The following is a 16,611-nucleotide window of genomic DNA, read 5'->3' as shown; positions in this document are numbered from 1 at the left end:
GGCGCGCCGCGCACCTCCTGAGTCGGGGACGCGGAATCCGCCGGCGAGGGACGCGGCGGGTGTCGGATTGCGACGGGGTGGTCGGCTCCTGGACGGTGAGTGACTAGCCTCGAAGGGTGACCGACCCACGCCCCGCAACCACCGTCATCGTCGGTGCCGGCCTGTTCGGCCTGGCGACCGCCGTCCACCTCGCCCGCGCCGGGCGCCGGGTGACGGTGCTCGAGTCGGGCACCGCCGCCGGAGCGACGACCGCCGCGGGAGCGGGCTTCGTCGGCCTCTGGGCGGCGGGCTACGCCTGGTACTGGGACGAGTCGGAACTCGCCCTCGAGCAGGCGGGCCTCGACTTCTACCGCGGGCTCGACGCGTCCGGATACGACATCGGGCTGCGGAACACGGGCAACGTGTGGCTCGCCCTCACCGAACAGGCCGTGCTCGACCACCTGCTGCCGTTCGCCGAGCACCCGCTCCGTCCCGAGGACGCCCGGCTGCTGACCGCCGTCGAGACCGCCGAGCTCGTTCCGGGTCTCGACCCCGAGGTCATCGTCGGGGCGTTCATCCATCCCGACGGCATCCAGATCAGCGCGCCCGACGCCGGACTCGCGCTCGCGGCGCTCGCCCGGGCCGAGGGCGTCGAGATCCTCGAGCACACGCCCGTCGTCGACTTCCTCGCCGAGGGTGGCCGAGCCGTCGGCGTGCTGACCGCGGCCGGCGAGCGCGTCCTCGGCGACGAGGTCGTCCTCGCCGCCGGGTCCTGGACGAACGAACTCCTCGCCGCCACGGACCGCGTGCTGCCGTTCGCACGCGTGATCGCGAGCCGCCTGACCACCGCCCCGTTCGGCCTCGGCGAGGTGCCGACCCTCATGATCCCGGAACTCGACGGACTGTGGATCCGGGAACACCTCGGTGGTCTCACGTACGGCAACGGCGTCGGCTACGAGGCGCTCGCGGTGCACGACAGCCCGGCGGACCGTCGCCCGGACCGCCCCGACCTCGTCGATGCGATGCGGGAGCACCTGTCGCCGATCATCTCCGAGCTCATCCCGGCCGCCGCGCCCGTCGTCGACGACGCCGAAGCCGTGCAGGGGATCGTGTCGTACACCGCGGACCGCCGCTTCATCGCGGGGCCCGTACCGGAGCTGGACGGGCTGTACGTCGTGGCCGGCGACAACGAGTCCGGCGTCACGCACGGCCCCGGACTCGGTCGGATGCTCGCCGAACTGATGGTCACGGGTGAGAGCCCCTTCGTCGACGCGTCACGGTACGCGCCCGGTCGATTCCCGTCCCGTCCGTTCGCCGACGAGGCCGCCGTGGCCGCCGCGATGCCGGCTCGTCGGGCGGTCGACGCGCGCGCCACCGCAGCGACGCGCGTGACGACGGAGTCGGGCCTGCCTGCAGAGTCGGGCCGATGACCGCGCCGGGTCCGGCAGCGGACGCGACGCCGACCGCGCTGCCGGCGCGCGCCGAGGTCGTGGTCATCGGCGCCGGGATCGTCGGTGCGGCGGCTGCACGCTCGCTGGCCGAGCAGGGCCGCGACGTCCTGCTGCTCGAGCGGTACCCGCGCGGTCACGAGCACGGCTCCTCCCACGGCGCGACCCGCATCTTCCGTCAGGGTTACGACGCCGACGACTACGTCGCCCTGACCTCCGAGGCGCTCGCGGCTTGGCGGGCGCTCGAATCGGCGAGCGGGCGGACGCTGCTCGACCTCACCGGTGCGCTCGACCACGGCCGCCCCGAGATGCTCGCGGCGATCGAGGCGGCGATGACCCGGGGTGGGATCGCGTCGGAGCGCCTCACCCCGGAGCAGGCGAGCGACCGCTGGCCCGGACTGCGGTTCGACCGCGAGGTCCTCCACCACGCGACCGGCGGGCGACTGTACTCCGCCGAGGCGATCGAGGCCCTGCTCGACCTCGCCGAGGTGGCCGGAGCGACCCTGCGCTTCGGCCTGCGGGTGGCGGGCGTCGATCCGACTGAGTCGACCGATCCGACCGCCGGTGTCGGCGGCGCCGTCGTCCGCACCGAGCTGGGCGACGTCGTCGCGGACCACGTGGTCGTCGCGGCCGGCTCCTGGACGCCCGACCTCGTCGGCGCCCTCGCTCGCAGCGTCGGCCGTCCGCTGCCCGAGATCGTCGTGACGCAGGTCCAGCCTGCCCACTTCCCGAGCGAGCTGGGCGCCGACGCCTGGCCGAGTTTCGTCCACTACCCCGCCGAGGGGTCGAGTGTGTACGGGCTGCTGACGCCGGGCGAGGGGGTCAAGGTCGGGCTGCACGGCGGTGCCGTCCACGTCCACCCCGACGAACGCGACGGCCTCGCCGAACCCGAGGAACTCGCGCGGCTCACCGCCTACGTCGCCGAGTGGGTGCCCGGCGTCGACGCGTCCGCACCCCATACCATCAGCTGCCTCTACGATCTGAGCCCCAGCGAGGATTTCGTGATCGACCGGATCGACAGCATCATCGTCACGACGGGATTCTCCGGTCACGGGTTCAAGTTCGGCCCGGTACTGGGACGCCTCATCGCCGATCTCGTCGACGGAGCCGAACCGCACCCGAAGTTCGCGCTCGCCGCGCACGCGGTACCCGTCGCGCCATCAGCATCAGCACCCCCGCAGTCACCCGAAGGAACCGCTCCATGAACCGATCCGCCAGATTCGCCACGGTCGCCATCGGCCTCGGTGTCGTCGCCGCCCTCACCGGGTGCACGGCCCAGGGCGGCACCACCACGACCACCGCGCTCGTCATCGGCACGACCGATCAGATCGTCTCGCTCGACCCGGCCGGTGCCTGGGATCGCGGATCCTTCACGCCGCAGAACCAGATCTACCAGCACCTCCTCAGCTACGACGAGGGCGACGTCGTCCCCGCCCCCGACGCGGCGGAATCGTGCGACTTCACCGACGAGACCACCTACGTCTGCACCGTCAAGGAGGGGCTGACCTTCTCCAACGGCCACGCGCTCACGGCCGAGGACGTCGTCTATTCCTTCACCCGTGTCCGTGAGATCGCCGCCGACAACGGCCCCTCGCCGCTGCTCGCGAACCTCGACAGCGTCGAGGAGGGAGACGGCAACCAGGTGGTCTTCCACCTCACGGTCCCGAACGACCAGACCTGGCCCTACGTGCTCACGAGCATGGCCGGGCCGATCGTCGACGAAGAGGTCTTCCCGGCGGACGAGCTGCTGAGCGACGACGACGTGATCGGCTCCGGCCCCTACGCCGTCGACAGCTACCAGGCGGGCGGGCTGCTCTCCCTCGAGGCGAACTCGCGCTACTCCGGGACCCGCGCGAAGACGCAGCACGTCGTGCTCAAGCCGTACACGACGGCGTCGAACCTGCGGCTCGACCTGGAGAAGGGCGACGTCGACATCGCCTACCGCTCGCTGACCGCGACGGACGTCGCCGACCTCAGGAGCGACTCCGACCTGCAGGTCGTGGAGGGGCCGGGCGGTTCAGTGCGGTTCCTCACGTTCAACCTGAACACCCAGCCGGGCGCGAACGACGCACAGAAGCTCGCCATCCGGCAGGCGGTCGCGTCGCTCGTCGATCGTGAGGAGATCGCCGACCAGGTCTACAAGGGCACCTACGCGCCGGCGTACTCGGTCGTGCTCGACGGCCAGACGGGTGCGACGCCCGCATTCCAGACCGCGTACGGTGACGCACCGGACCCGGCGAAGGCCGCGGCGATCCTCGCGGCCGCGGGCGTCAGCACCCCGGTCGCCCTGCCGATCCAGTACACGAGCGACCACTACGGCCCCGACTCCGACCAGGAGTACGCGCTCATCAAGTCGCAGCTGGAGGAGTCCGGCCTGTTCACCGTCGACCTGCAGTCGACGGAGTGGACGAGCTACGTGAAGGAGCTGAATCCGGAGTCGGGTTACCCGGCGTACCAGCTCGGGTTCTTCCCGGACTACCCGGATCCCGACAACTTCCTGCGTTCGGCGTACTCGACGACCGGGGCGTCCGTCGCCAACGGGTACTCGGACCCGGCCGTCGACGCGCTCATCGACACCGAGGCGACGGCGACCGACCCGGCGGCGCGCATCGCGGCGATCGAGCAGATCCAATCGCTGACCGCGACCGCGGCTCCGATCATCCCGCTCCTCCAGGGCACCGAGACGGTCCTCGCGCAGAAGAACGTGACGGGCCTCGAGGACACGCTCGACGCCACCTACACCTTCCGCTTCGCGGTCCTCGACCGCACGAAGTAGCCGTCGCCGCTGGGGAGTGCGTCAGCGCGGTGCGCTGACGTGGGCGCGGGTCTGTGACGTGAGCGCGCCTCTCCGGAGCCCCGCGCTCGCGTGCGCGGGGAGCGCTCACACCGGGTGTGCGTCATTCGCGTGGGCGCACCGCGCCGGCACCCGGTGGGGAGGTCTCAGGTCAGCGCGGTGCGCCGGCGCGAGACCTGCCGAGTCGGCGTGGGCGCGGGTCTGTGACGTGAGCGCGCCTCTCCGGAGACCCGCGCTCGCGGCTGCGGAGCGCGCTCGCGTCAGCGCACCGCGCTGGCACCCATCACAGGTGGGAGAGGACCTGAGCGAGCGCGATCGTGGCGTCGCCGGTCAGGGACAGGGTGCCGGCCTCGAGTCGGAGGGTGTCGTGCCGTCGGAGGGCACCAGGGCCGAGACCTGGCCCCGTCGCCGACAGCAGTCCATCGAGGAACACGACGAATGTGGTGGCTCCCGGCGGCGTGGTGACGAGCCTCGACCCGTCGACGACGCCGACCTCGAGCGATCCACGGAACCGGTCCCGCGACACCATCAGGTTGAGATCGAGCGTCGGCCCGACCACGCCCCGCGACGACACCGCCGAGGCCCCGTCGAAGGCGGCGACCTGCCACCGGTCCAACTCGACCGGCTCACCGTCGATCACGAGTCCGAGTCCGCCCGCCGACAACGCCATCAGCTGACGGTCGACGCCGGGGAACGACGAGAAGGCGACGTCCGACTCGACCGTCGCGATGCTCAGCGTCCACCCCGGAGCGGCCGGCGCGTCACCCTCACCATCGCCGCGCCCACCATCGGTCCGAAGCCCGACCGCCTCGACGGCGATCTCCGTCGCGGTCCCCAGCCCGTTCCGCCAGCGGTAGCTCCGATGCCGGTCGGCCGGCAGCAGCACGAGTGCACGACCCTCCGCTGCGTCGCTCACCGCTGCGTCGTCCCTGCCGTGACGCGCTCGCCGCGCTGCCGGACGCCGACCGTCAACGGCACGCCCGGCCGGTAGGCGAGATGTGAGACGGAGGGGGCGTCGAGCACTTGAAGGTCCGCGAGACCACCCACGCGGAGCGATCCGACGGCGTCGGCCCCGTGCTCGCGACCGACCGCCACCCCGGCCCCCCGCGTCGCCGCCCACACCGCTTCGGCGATCGTCAGCCGCATCTGCAGCACGGCGGTCGCCACGCAGTACGCCATCGACGTCGTGTACGAGGTGCCCGGGTTGCAGTTGGTCGCGAGGGCGATCGAAGCACCGGCGTCGATGAGCGCGCGCGCCGGCGGGAACGGCTCGCGCGTCGACAGGTCGCAGGCCGGGAGCAGGGTCGCGACCGTCGACGAACCCGCCAGGAGGTCGACGTCGGCGTCCGAGAGGTGGTTGCAGTGGTCGACGCTCGCCGCCTCCAACTCGACCGCGAGGCGCACTCCGCCACTCTCGCCGAGCTGGTTCCCGTGCACCCGGACACCCAGCCCTGCGGCGCGACCGGCGAGCAGCACCTCGCGCGACTCCTCGACGTCGAAGGCGCCGACCTCGCAGAACGCGTCGACGTAGGACGCGAACGGAGCCACCGCCGCGAGCATCGGTCCGGTCACGAGGTCGAGGTAGTCGCGGCGGTCGACACCGGCCGGCACGAGATGGGCCCCGAGGAAGGTGACGACGTCGGCGACCTCGGCCGCCGCGCGAGCGGATCGTGCCTCGCCCTCCACATCGAGCGCGTATCCCGTCTTCGCCTCGAGGAACGTCGTCCCCTGCGCGAGCGCCTCCGCCCGCAACCGCCGCGCACCCGCGACGAGCTGCTCCTCCGAGGCGGCTCGAGTGGCCGCCACGGTCGTCGCGATCCCGCCCGCCGCGTACCGGCCGCCGGCCATGCGCGCCTCGAACTCCGCCGAGCGGTCGCCCGCGAACACGAGATGGGTGTGCGTGTCGACCCAACCCGGCAGCACGGCGCGCCCGCCCACGTCGGTCCGCGCGTCGGCGTCGGGCGCGTCGCCCGCTGCGCCGAGCCACGCGATCCGGCCGTCTTCGATGACGAGCGCCGCATCGGTGATCCGGTTGCCGTCGACGTCGCCCGGCCCGGAGCCGGCGTTGGTCGTGAGCTCGGCGATGCCGGTGATGAGTTCGCTGGTCATGGCTGCATCTCCTGCGAGGGGTGATCAGGTGTCGGGGACGAGGTGGCTGTCCGGGGCGTATCCGTCGATGCTGCCAGCTCGGCGAGCGCCACCGCGAGGAGCTCTTCCGGTGTCGACTCCCGTGACGTCGCGAGCAGCCGACCTCGCTCCACGACGAGCCGCCCGCCGACGACGACCCGCACGACGTCGGACGCGGTCGCGACGAGGGCGAGTTGTGCCGGGTCCATGCCGGTCGTGCGGAGGCTCGACGTCGACACCTCGACGAGGTCGAGCGGGTCGCCGACATCCAGCGTGTGCCGCCCGAGTCCGAGCGAACGGTACCCGTTGTCGGTGCCCGCCGCGAGGAGCTCGGCGGGCGAGAACCGGCCGCGTCTGCCGGAGGCGAGCCGCTCACCGGCTTCGAGTCCACGCAGTTCGAGCAGCGGGTCGACCACGGCGTTCTGGTCGGAGCCGACGGCGATCCGGGCACCCGCGTCCGCGAGGCGGCGGGCCGGTCCGATGCCGTCACCGAGGTCGGCCTCGGTCGTCGGGCACATCACGACGGTCGCGCCGGACCGCCCGATCGCCGTGACGTCCGCGTCGGTCAGGTGCGTCGCGTGGACGAGGCTGATGCGTGGGGCGAGCGCACCGAGCGCGGCGAGCACGCCCGTCGGCGTCCTGCCCGTCTTCGCGAGCGTGTCGACGTTCTCCTGCGGTTGCTCCGACAGGTGTACGTGCAGCGGGACGTCGTCGGGCAGGCCGGCGAGGATCGTGCGCATGGCATCGACGGGCACGGCGCGCACGGAGTGCAGCGCGGCACCGAGCGTGACGAGCCCGGTGGCGCCGACCGAGCCGGAGAGCGCGTCGCGCAGTCGATGCCAGCGGGCGAGCCAGCCGGACGCGTCGCCGTCGCCGAACGCGAGCTGTTCGGTGAGCAGCGGAGCGGCGGGACCCCCGGCGGACCCGAGGCCGCTCGCGAGGTAGGCCGTGTCGAGGAGGGTGAGCCGGATGCCGACGTCGGCGGCGGCTTCGGCGACCGCCAGTTCCATCGCGTGGGCGGTCGCGTACGGGGTGCCGTCGGCCTGGTGGTGCACGTAGTGGAACTCGCCGACCGCCGTCCAGCCGCAGACGAGCATCTCGCCGAACACGGCGCGAGCGACCCGGCCGTAGTGGTCCGGGTCGAGGCTCGCGGCCGCCGCGTACATCGCCTCGCGCCACTGCCAGAAGTCACCGCCGTCGGCGTGGGTGCGTCCGCGGAGCAGACGGTGGAACGCGTGGGAGTGGGCGTTCCCCATGCCGGGGACGACCGTTCCGAGGCGTCGGTCGCCCGCTTCCGGCTCGACGCCCCGCTCGACGGCGGTGATCCGTCCGGAGTCGTCGGCTGTAAAGCGCACGCGGCCGGTCGGGCGACCGTCGATGATCGCCGTCGCGGCCCAGATGGGACCCCGCACGTCTGCCGCGCCGGCGTCGACGCTCGCGACCGTCACAGGACGCTCCGGAGCAGGGTCTCGAGCGCCTCGACACCGGCGACGCAGTCGTCCGCCTCGGCGAACTCCTCCGGCGAGTGCGAGACGCCCGTCGGGTTCCGCACGAAGACCATCGCCGTCGGCACGGCTCCGTTCAGGACACCGGCGTCGTGACCGGCACCCGTCGGCAGCAGGGGGACCCCGCCGAGCGTGCCCGCCAGCCGCGCGGCGAGCTCTGGGTCGAACTCGACGACGCCCGACCACGACTCCTCGACCAGCTCCGCTGTACAGCCGGAACCGGCGACGGCCTCTTGCACCCGGCTCTCGATGTCCGCGACGAGGGCGCGCGTGCCGGCATCGGTGGCCGCGCGCGCGTCCACCCAGGCGTCGACCTCGGAGGCGATGACGTTGGTGCCGCCCGGCACGATGCGCATGCGGCCGACGGTGGCGCGGGCGTCGTCCGTCGCGAGGGCGGCCTGCTCGACCGCGATGACGGCCCGTGCCGCGGCGACCACGGGATCACGACGCTCGCGCATGCCGGTCGCGCCGGCGTGGTTCCCCTGACCGCTCACGCGGAGTCGCCAGCGGCCGTGGGCGAGGATCGACGAGGCGACGGCGGTGGGCGAGCCGAGGTCGATGAGGCCGCGACCCTGTTCCACGTGCAACTCGATGAAGAGTCCGATGCGGCCGAGCGCCTCGTCGTCGCGGCCGAGGTGCTCGGGAGCGAGCCCGGCGGCCGCTGCGGCCTCCGCCACGGTGACCCCGTCGGCGTCCGTCAGCGCTCGGGCGGCGTCCGCGGTGATCGCACCGGACAGGAGCCGGGATCCGAGGCAGGCGACCCCGAACCGGGACCCCTCCTCCTCGGCGAACACCACGACGGCGACGGGACGCGACGGTTGGAACCCGGTGGCCTGCAGACGCGCGACGGCGTCCAGCGCTGAGACGACGCCGAGCGGCCCGTCGAAGGCGCCGCCGCCCGGGACGGAGTCGAGGTGGCTGCCGGTGACGACCGCGTCGGGCCCACGCGCGCCCCACCACGCCCACAGGTTGCCGTTCCGGTCCGTCTCGACGTCGAGCCCGAGTCGGGCGGCGCGAGCCGTGAACCACTCGCGCAGCTCCGACTCGGCCGGCGTCCAGACGTGCCGGGAGTACCCGCCGCGTGCCGGATCGACGCCGACGCCGGCGATCTCGTCGAGCCCGGCGAGCCGACCGTGGGCGATCAGGCCGTCGGTCACTCGCCCTCCCACATCGGCACCCGCAGGCCGCGTTCGCGGGCGACCTCGGCCGCCCGCTCATAGCCGGCGTCGACGTGACGCATGACGCCGGTGCCCGGGTCGTTGACGAGCACGCGCGCGATCTTCTCGGCGGCGAGCGGCGTCCCGTCGGCGACGATCACCTGACCGGCGTGGATGGACCGGCCGATGCCGACCCCGCCGCCGTGGTGGATCGACACCCAGGTCGCGCCGGACGCCGTGTTGAGCAGGGCGTTGAGCAGCGGCCAGTCGGCGATCGCGTCGGAGCCGTCGGCCATGGCCTCCGTCTCGCGGTACGGCGAGGCGACGGAACCGGAGTCGAGGTGGTCGCGGCCGATGACGACGGGCGCGCTCAGTTCACCCGAGGCGACCATCTCGTTGAACTTCAAGCCGGCGAGGTGGCGCTCCTGGTAGCCGAGCCAGCAGATTCGGGCGGGCAGCCCCTCGAAGGCGATCTTCTCGCCGGCCGAGGTGATCCAGCGGCGCAGCTTCTCGTCCTCGGGGAACAGTTCGAGGATGGCGCGGTCGGTCGCGGCGATGTCCGCCGGGTCGCCGGACAGGGCCGCCCAGCGGAACGGGCCCTTGCCCTCGGCGAAGAGCGGCCGGATGTAGGCGGGCACGAAGCCGGGGAAGTCGAAGGCGCGCTCGCAACCGCCGAGTTTCGCCTCGGCGCGGATGGAGTTGCCGTAGTCGAAGACCTCGGCGCCGGCGTCCTGGAAGTCGACCATCGCCTGCACCTGCTTCGCCATGGCGAGTCGCGAGCGGCGCGTGAAGTCGACCGGGTCGGCCGCCGCCTCGGTCTGCCAGTCGGCGAGCGCCGTGTCCTCGGGCAGGTAGCCGAGCGGGTCGTGAGCGCTCGTCTGGTCGGTGACGATGTCGATGGCGACACCGCGCCGCAGCAGTTCGGGGAAGACGGTCGCGGCGTTGCCGACGAGACCGACCGACAGCGGGCGCCGTTCGGCCTTGGCGGCGAGCACGCGTCCGACGGCGTCGTCGAGGTCGTCCGTCATCTCGTCGAGGTAGCGGTGCTCGACGCGTCGCTCCAGTCGGCTCGGGTCGACGTCGACGATGAGCACGACGCCCTCGTTGAGCGTCACGGCGAGCGGCTGTGCCCCGCCCATGCCGCCGGCGCCGCCCGTGAGGGTCAGCGTCCCGGCGAGGCTGCCACCGAACCGCTTGTCGGCGATGGCGGCGAAGGTCTCGTAGGTCCCCTGGAGGATGCCCTGCGTGCCGATGTAGATCCACGAGCCGGCGGTCATCTGCCCGTACATGGTGAGACCCTCGGCCTCGAGCTTGCGGAACTCGGGCCACGTCGCCCAGTCGCCGACGAGGTTGGAGTTCGCGATGAGCACGCGCGGTGCCCACTCGTGCGTGCGGAAGACGCCGACGGGCTTGCCGGACTGCACGAGCAGGGTCTCGTCGGCCTCCAGTCCTTCGAGCGTGCGGACGATCGCGTCGTACGCCTCCCAGTTGCGCGCGGCCTTCCCGGTGCCGCCGTAGACGACGAGGTCCTCGGGGTGCTCGGCGACCTCGGGGTCGAGGTTGTTCATGAGCATCCGGAGCGGGCCCTCGGTCTGCCAGCTCTTGGCGGTGAGGGTGGTGCCGCGAGCGGCACGGATGGTCCGGGTGGTGGTCGGCATGCGCTGGTCCTTTACGTCTGCGGTGCGGTGGTGGTGGTGCTGTTCCGACGGGCTCAGGGGCGGGTCGCCGGCCCTGAGCCGGTTCTCGGCCCGGAGCTGCTTCTCGGCCTCTGAGCCCGTCGAAGGGTGCTGCTAGCCGAGGTCGGCGTCCTTCAGCCACTCCTCGGCGATGCTCTTCAGGCTCGTGCCGTCGGACGCCTTGCCGTTCATCTCGATGAGGTCCTCAGTGGTGAGGGCCGCGGAGACCTTGTCGAGCGTCTTCGAGATCGTGTCGTCGAGCTTGCTCGTGCTGATGACGGGGACGATGTTCTCGGCCGCGAAGAGCGACTTGTCGTCTTCGAGGGCGACGAGCTTGTTCGCGGTGAGGCCCGGGTCGGTGCTGAAGATGTCGCCGACCTGCACCTGGCCGCTCGTGAGCGCGGTCATCGTGAGCGGTCCGCCGGCGTCGAGGCTGACGAACTCCTTGAAGGTGAGACCGTAGACCTGCTCGAGGCCGACGACGCCGTTGACGCGCGTCTTCCACTCCGGCGGGCCTCCGAGGCTGAGCTCGGACATGTACGGCACGAGGTCGGAGATCGTCTTGAGGTCGTACTTGTCGGCCGTCTCCTGGGTGACGGCGAGCACGTCCTTGTCCTCCGCGGGCGAGATGTCGAGCATGCTGACACCCTTCGGGAGCTTGTCGCCGAGTTCCGCGACGACGTCCTCGCTCGTGCTGGCCTTCGACTCGGAGTCGAGGTACTTGAGCAGTGCGCCCGAGTACTCGGGGAGGAGGTCGATGGAGCCGTCCTGCAGCGCGGCCATGTAGACCTCGCGGCTGCCGATGTTGAACTGCTCCTTCACCTTGACGCCCTCGGCTTGCAGTGCCTGGGAGTAGATGGTGGCGATGAGCTGGCTCTCGGTGAAGTCGGCTGAGCCGATGATGACGGCGTCGCCGGAGGAGCCGGACGCACCGTCGCTGCTGAGGGCGTCCTGGCCGCCGCAGCCGGTGAGGACGAGAGCGGCGGCTGCGGTGGTCGCGGCGATGGCCGCGAGTCGACGGGGGAAGGTGGGGAAGGGCATGAGGACCTCGATTCGGTGAGATGGACGGATCGGTGGTGCGGTCGTGCGGAGGTGGTCGTGCGGTGCGGGTGCGGCTCAGGCCGGCCGGGGGATCGCCCCGGTGACGGTGGTCGGGGCCGCCGTCCGCCGTCTGCGGCTGGTGCGCCGTAGACCGGGGGAGACGATGAGGGTGCCGAGGAGGGTGAAGGCGATCTCCAGCGCGAAGGCGAGGGCGGCGACGAGGATCGCGCCGCCGGCCATCTGGAAGAAGTCGGCCTGGGCGCGGCCGTCGATGATGTACCGGCCGAGCCCCTGCAGGCCGAGGTAGGCGGCGACCGTCGCGGTCGAGACGACCTGGAGGGTGGACGAGCGGATGCCGGACAGCAGCAGGGGGAGGGCGCAGGGGAGCTGGACGTGCCAGAGGATCTGCAGCTTCGTGTAGCCCATGCCACGGGCGGCACCCACCGCGTCGGGATCGGCGCTCTGGATGCCCGTGTACGTCCCGGTCAGGATGGGCGGGACGGCGAGGAGCACGAGGACGACGATCGTCGGGATGACGTAGACGAGCTGCCCGGGGACCACCGGCGAGATGAGGAGGAACAGCAGGATGAGGAGGCCGAGGGTCGGCAGGGCGCGGAGCGCGTTGGCCGATCCGGCGACGAGGCGCTCGCCCTTGCCGGTGTAGCCGACGAGGACGCCGAGCGGCACGGCGATCGCTGCGGCGATGACGAGCGCGATACCCGTGTACAGCAGGTGGTAGCCCATCTGCGAGGGGATGCCGTCGGGGCCGGTCCAGTTGGCGGGGTCGGTCAGCCAGTCGATGACGCTCATGCTGCCACCGTCCGATCACGCCAGGGCGTCGCGAGCGAGCCGAGCCGGACGATGATCAGGTCGAGGATCACGGCGAGGACGACGCAGAGCAGGATGCCGGTGACGAGCGGCACGAAGAGGCGGAGCTGGAAGCCCTGCGTGAACAGTGTCCCGAGTTGCGGGATGCCGAGCAGGGCGGCCATCGTCACGATGCTGACGTTGGAGACGACCGCGACGCGCAGGCCGGCGGCGATCACCGGGACGGCGACGGGCAGTTCCACCAGCACGAGCCGCTGCCAGGACCGGTAGCCCATGGCCTCGGCCGCCTGCACCGCGTCCACCGGCACCGAGGAGAGTCCGTCGGAGACGACGCGGACGAGGAGTGACACCGTGTAGACGGTCAGTGCGATGACGATGTTGATCGGGTCGAGGATCTTCGTGCCGAGGATCGTCGGCAGGATGATGAACAGCGCGAGCGACGGGATCGTGTACAGCAGCCCGGCGGTACCGACGATGAACGGTCGGCCGCGACGCGAGCGGTGTGCCCACCAGCCGAACGGGAGGGCGACCAGGAGGCCGAGCACCGTCGGGGTGAGCGTCAACCAGAGGTGGTTGAGCGTGAGGTCGCCGATGAGCGGGAGGTTCTCCCAGATCCAGTCGATCGTCATCGGAGGCTCCGCTCGGGGGCGGGACGCTCGAGCAGTTCGCTGGCGGCGATGGTGCCGGTGAGCCGGCCGTCGTCGTCGAGGAGCCCGACGCGTCGACTCGGGTGCGCGAGCGCGGCGTTGAGCGCGATGCGGAGCGACGCCGTGCGCGGCACGAACAGGCCGTGGCCGCTGATGGTGTCGGTCGAGACGGAGCCGTGACCGGCTGCGGTGTCGAACCAGCCGAGGGGACGGCGTTCGTCGTCCGTGACCACCACCCAGCCGCTCGCGTGCACACCGGTCACGGCGGTGTCGCCGAGCCGGGCGACGGGCTCACGGTGGAGGGCGTCGTCGTGGTCGAGCCCGAGGAAGCCGAGTGCACGGTAGCCGCGGGCCTCACCCACGAAGTCGGCGACGAACGCGTCGTGGGGGCGGGTCAGGAGGTCGACCGGCGGCGCGATCTGCGCGAGGAGACCGCCCTCGCGCAGGACCGCGACCTGGTCGCCGAGCTTGAGTGCCTCGTCGATGTCGTGGGTGACCATCACGATCGTCTTCGAGATGTCGGCCTGCAGGCGCAGGAACTCGTCCTGGAGCTGCGTCCGGACGATCGGGTCGACCGCACTGAAGGGCTCGTCCATGAGGAGGAACGGCGGGTTCGTCGCGAGGGCGCGGGCGACGCCGACGCGTTGCTGCTGACCGCCGGACAGCTGCCACGGGTACTTCTTCGCGAACTTCTCGTCGAGACCGACGCGCTCCAGCAGCTCGAGGGCCGCGGTGCGCGTCTCCCGACGCGAGCCGCCGAGCAGACGGGGGAGCGCTGCGACGTTGTCGACGACGGTGCGGTGCGGGAAGAGACCGGCGTTCTGGATGACGTAGCCGATCCGACGACGGAGGGTGACGCGGTCGAGCGACTGGGTCTCGACGTCGTCGAGCAGGATCGACCCCGAGGTCGGATCGATGAGGCGGTTGATCATCCGGAGCGAGGTGGTCTTGCCGCAGCCGGACGGGCCGACGAGCACCGTGAGGGATCCGGTCGGCACCTCGAAGGAGAGGTCGTGGACGGCGACCGTGCCGTCCGGGTAGGCCTTCTTGACGTTCGTGAAGCGGATCATGCGCGTCCCTCCAGGAGGTCCGCGGCGTCGTCGGGGACGGTCGCGGGTGTGTTGTCGGTGGGGCCGGTGTACGAGGCGAGCCCGCTGGAGAGCCGGTCCGTGGCGGCGACGAGGAGCTCGCCGTAGGAGGCGATGAGGTCGTCGGTCATCCGGTAGCTCGGGATGACGAGGCTCAGGGCCGCGACGATCCGTGCTCCCGAGCGCACGGGAGCGGCGATCGCGGTGACGTCAGACTCGACGCCCCGCTCGACCGTGACGTAACCGGCGGTGGGGGTCCGCCCGGAGAGTGCGGCACCCGCGGCCGACCCGTCGAGGGGGATCGTGCGACCGACCCAGCTCGCGTGACGGACGGAGTGGGTGCCCTCGGTGATCGCGAGGTAGAGCGCGGTGGACGCGTGACCCTCGACGCTCAGGTAGGCGGACTCGCCGGTGCGTTCGACGAGGTCGAGCATCTCCGTGTGGCAGAAGCCGACGAGCGACTCGTTGCTGAGTGCCTGCGTGCCGAGCTGGACGACGCGGCTGCCGGGTCGGTAGCTGCCGTCGGCGTCCTTCCGGACGAAGCCCGTGGACTCCAGGGTGCGGAGGAGCCGGAGGGCGGTGCTCGGCGAGAGGTCGACGAGTCGCGCGCTCTCGGCGAGGGTCGTGCGGCCGCGGTCGCACACCACGGCGAGGAGCGAGAGTGCACGCTCCACGGTTCGAGTCGATGATTCAGCCATCAGATCCCTCTCTGTCGAGCCACCACGCTATGGCTCCGCCGTTTCAGCGAACCGCCTCGAATGTTTCCGTCAGGTAAAACTCGAATTTCATCTGGTGGGACGTTCGCCGTGTGAGCAAGGATGGTGCACACGACGGCGGAGCGCAAGAGAGGGTGTCGGGATGATCGAGATCGCGGGAGCACTGGGCATCGACGAGCTGCGGCGGATCGCGGACCTCGAGGAGGAGGCCTCGGTGCCTCGCGCGGTGCTCGACCGGCTGGCCACCGCTCATGACGAAGCGCGGGACCTCGCCGAGCACGCGGCCGTCTACGGCAGGAGCACGGGCGTGGGGGCGAACAAGGACACCGCGGTGGCCGACGACGGCGATGCCCACGCACGCCGCCTGCTCCGCAGCCACGCGGTCGACGCCGGGGAGGTCGTCCCCGACCGGGTCGTGCGGGCGATGCTCGCGGTCCGGCTCAACCAGCTCGCCGTCGGCGGATCGGGTGTCGAGCCCGCGGTCGTCGCGGCGCTCGCCGAGATGCTGCGCCGCGATGCACTGCCGACCGTCCGGACCCTCGGGTCGATCGGGACCGGCGACCTCACCGCGCTCGCCGGTACGGCGCTGACCCTCCTCGGCGAACGGCCGGCGTCGACGCCACTGGAGCCGATGGACGCCTGGGGGTCGGAGAGCGCCCTGTCGTTCATCAGCAGCAGCGCCCTCACCATCGCGCGTGCGGCGCTCGCGGTCGCGGAGCTGCGGAGGCTCGACCGTGCCTGGTCGGCGGTCTGTGCGCTCAGCTTCCACGCGCTGGACGGCAACGCGCAGGCGTACGCCGAGGCGGCGGCGGGTGCGTCAGCCGCGCCCGGTGTCGAAGCTGCTGCTGCGGCGTTGCGCGCGCTCATCGGACCCGCGCCGGAACCGGCTCGGATCCAGGACCCGTTCGCACTCCGCATCGCCGCGATCACGCAGGGTGTCGTGGCGACGGCGACGGACCGGCTCGCGGACCAGGTGGAAGCGCTCATCGGTGCTGCGCAGGAGAACCCGCTGTACGTCCTCGGTGCCGATGACGGATCACGGGCGGTCCTCCACCACGGTGCCTTCTTCCAGGCGCAGCTGGCCGCGGAACTGGACGCGACCGCGCTCGCGCTCGCGCAGACGTCGACGGTCACCCTCTCGCGCCTGCGACTGCTGAACGAGCCCGCGTTCACGGGCCTGCCGCCGTTCCTCGGCGACGGGGAACCGGGTGCCTCAGGACTGATGATGGTGGAATACGTCGCGGCGGGCGCGGTCACCGACATCCGGCACGCGGCGCAACCGGCGGCGCTCGGCACGGTCGTCCTGTCGCGCGGCGCCGAGGAGGACGCACCGTTCGCCGCGCAGGCCGTCGCCCAGCTGGAGGACGCGGTGGCCGCCACGAGGACGCTCATCGCCTGCGAACTCCTCGGAGCGGTGCGGGTCGTGCGGCGCCGCGGTGTGGCCGAACGGCTGACCGGGGCGCTCGCCGCAGTGTTCGCCCGGGCATCCGCGTCGCTCGGCTCGGACGACGCCGACCACGACCTCCGCCCCGACCTCGAGCGGGCTACGGCGCTCGTCACCGAGATCGCGGACCTCGTCGAGGGACGGTAGCCGGACTCAGTGGT

General features: G+C 72.0%; 14 protein-coding genes. 4 read left to right on the top strand and 10 right to left on the bottom strand.

Annotated features, from left to right (window positions below; all coding sequences use genetic code 11):
* Nucleotides 1-116 precede the first annotated feature (116 nt).
* From IFR14_RS19100 to IFR14_RS19090, 3 genes are read left to right on the top strand one after another with little or no spacing between them, the layout of a single operon-like run.
* Entirely contained in the window at nucleotides 117-1,409 is a 1,293-nt protein-coding gene (locus IFR14_RS19100; protein WP_191941964.1) for an FAD-dependent oxidoreductase, read from the top strand.
* The gene (locus IFR14_RS19095) at nucleotides 1,406-2,632 is read left to right on the top strand and encodes an FAD-dependent oxidoreductase (protein WP_191941963.1); all 1,227 of its coding nucleotides are present in this window, start codon (nucleotides 1,406-1,408) and stop codon (nucleotides 2,630-2,632) included. The genes IFR14_RS19100 and IFR14_RS19095 overlap by 4 nt, the downstream gene beginning before the upstream one ends.
* Nucleotides 2,629-4,203 (top strand): ABC transporter substrate-binding protein, encoded by a 1,575-nt coding sequence (locus IFR14_RS19090; RefSeq protein WP_191941962.1) that lies wholly within the window; start codon nucleotides 2,629-2,631, stop codon nucleotides 4,201-4,203. The genes IFR14_RS19095 and IFR14_RS19090 overlap by 4 nt, the downstream gene beginning before the upstream one ends.
* Before the next feature lie 301 nt (nucleotides 4,204-4,504).
* Here IFR14_RS19090 and IFR14_RS19085 read toward each other — a convergent pair whose 3' ends face one another.
* The 10 genes from IFR14_RS19085 to IFR14_RS19040 form a co-directional block, all read right to left on the bottom strand.
* Nucleotides 4,505-5,137: a HutD family protein gene (locus IFR14_RS19085; RefSeq protein ID WP_191941961.1), complete on the bottom strand. Its 633-nt coding sequence runs from the start codon at nucleotides 5,135-5,137 to the stop codon at nucleotides 4,505-4,507.
* Nucleotides 5,134-6,330, bottom strand: coding sequence for an imidazolonepropionase (hutI, locus tag IFR14_RS19080; RefSeq protein ID WP_191941960.1), 1,197 nt, complete (start codon nucleotides 6,328-6,330; stop codon nucleotides 5,134-5,136). The genes IFR14_RS19085 and hutI overlap by 4 nt, the downstream gene beginning before the upstream one ends.
* Nucleotides 6,327-7,796, bottom strand: coding sequence for a formimidoylglutamate deiminase (locus tag IFR14_RS19075; protein WP_342365749.1), 1,470 nt, complete (start codon nucleotides 7,794-7,796; stop codon nucleotides 6,327-6,329). Before IFR14_RS19075 ends, hutI begins: the two co-directional genes overlap by 4 nt.
* Nucleotides 7,793-9,010, bottom strand: coding sequence for an allantoate amidohydrolase (locus IFR14_RS19070; protein WP_124767574.1), 1,218 nt, complete (start codon nucleotides 9,008-9,010; stop codon nucleotides 7,793-7,795). Before IFR14_RS19070 ends, IFR14_RS19075 begins: the two co-directional genes overlap by 4 nt.
* Nucleotides 9,007-10,668, bottom strand: a complete 1,662-nt coding sequence (gene hutU / locus IFR14_RS19065) for a urocanate hydratase (RefSeq protein ID WP_191941959.1) — start codon at nucleotides 10,666-10,668, stop codon at nucleotides 9,007-9,009. Before hutU ends, IFR14_RS19070 begins: the two co-directional genes overlap by 4 nt.
* A gap of 132 nt (nucleotides 10,669-10,800) precedes the next feature.
* Nucleotides 10,801-11,727 (bottom strand): ABC transporter substrate-binding protein, encoded by a 927-nt coding sequence (locus IFR14_RS19060; RefSeq protein WP_159876080.1) that lies wholly within the window; start codon nucleotides 11,725-11,727, stop codon nucleotides 10,801-10,803.
* A gap of 75 nt (nucleotides 11,728-11,802) precedes the next feature.
* Nucleotides 11,803-12,537, bottom strand: a complete 735-nt coding sequence (locus tag IFR14_RS19055; protein WP_191941958.1) for an ABC transporter permease — start codon at nucleotides 12,535-12,537, stop codon at nucleotides 11,803-11,805.
* Nucleotides 12,534-13,184 (bottom strand): ABC transporter permease, encoded by a 651-nt coding sequence (locus tag IFR14_RS19050; protein WP_162852302.1) that lies wholly within the window; start codon nucleotides 13,182-13,184, stop codon nucleotides 12,534-12,536. The genes IFR14_RS19055 and IFR14_RS19050 overlap by 4 nt, the downstream gene beginning before the upstream one ends.
* Nucleotides 13,181-14,272 (bottom strand): ABC transporter ATP-binding protein, encoded by a 1,092-nt coding sequence (locus tag IFR14_RS19045; RefSeq protein WP_137244126.1) that lies wholly within the window; start codon nucleotides 14,270-14,272, stop codon nucleotides 13,181-13,183. The genes IFR14_RS19050 and IFR14_RS19045 overlap by 4 nt, the downstream gene beginning before the upstream one ends.
* A complete protein-coding gene (locus IFR14_RS19040) occupies nucleotides 14,269-14,964 on the bottom strand; it encodes an IclR family transcriptional regulator (RefSeq protein WP_342365748.1) in 696 nt (231 codons plus the stop codon). The genes IFR14_RS19045 and IFR14_RS19040 overlap by 4 nt, the downstream gene beginning before the upstream one ends.
* A gap of 184 nt (nucleotides 14,965-15,148) precedes the next feature.
* Here IFR14_RS19040 and IFR14_RS19035 point away from each other — a divergent pair, with 184 nt between their 5' ends.
* Nucleotides 15,149-16,597 carry an aromatic amino acid lyase gene (locus IFR14_RS19035; RefSeq protein WP_191941956.1) on the top strand — a complete coding sequence of 483 codons (1,449 nt, stop codon included), beginning with the start codon at nucleotides 15,149-15,151 and terminating at the stop codon, nucleotides 16,595-16,597.
* The last annotated feature ends 14 nt before the right edge of the window (nucleotides 16,598-16,611 follow it).

Origin of the sequence: Plantibacter sp. CFBP 8775 (genome assembly GCF_014839505.1) — a bacterium.
GTDB lineage: Bacteria > Actinomycetota > Actinomycetes > Actinomycetales > Microbacteriaceae > Plantibacter > Plantibacter auratus.
This window is presented reverse-complemented; position numbering and strand designations above follow the sequence as displayed.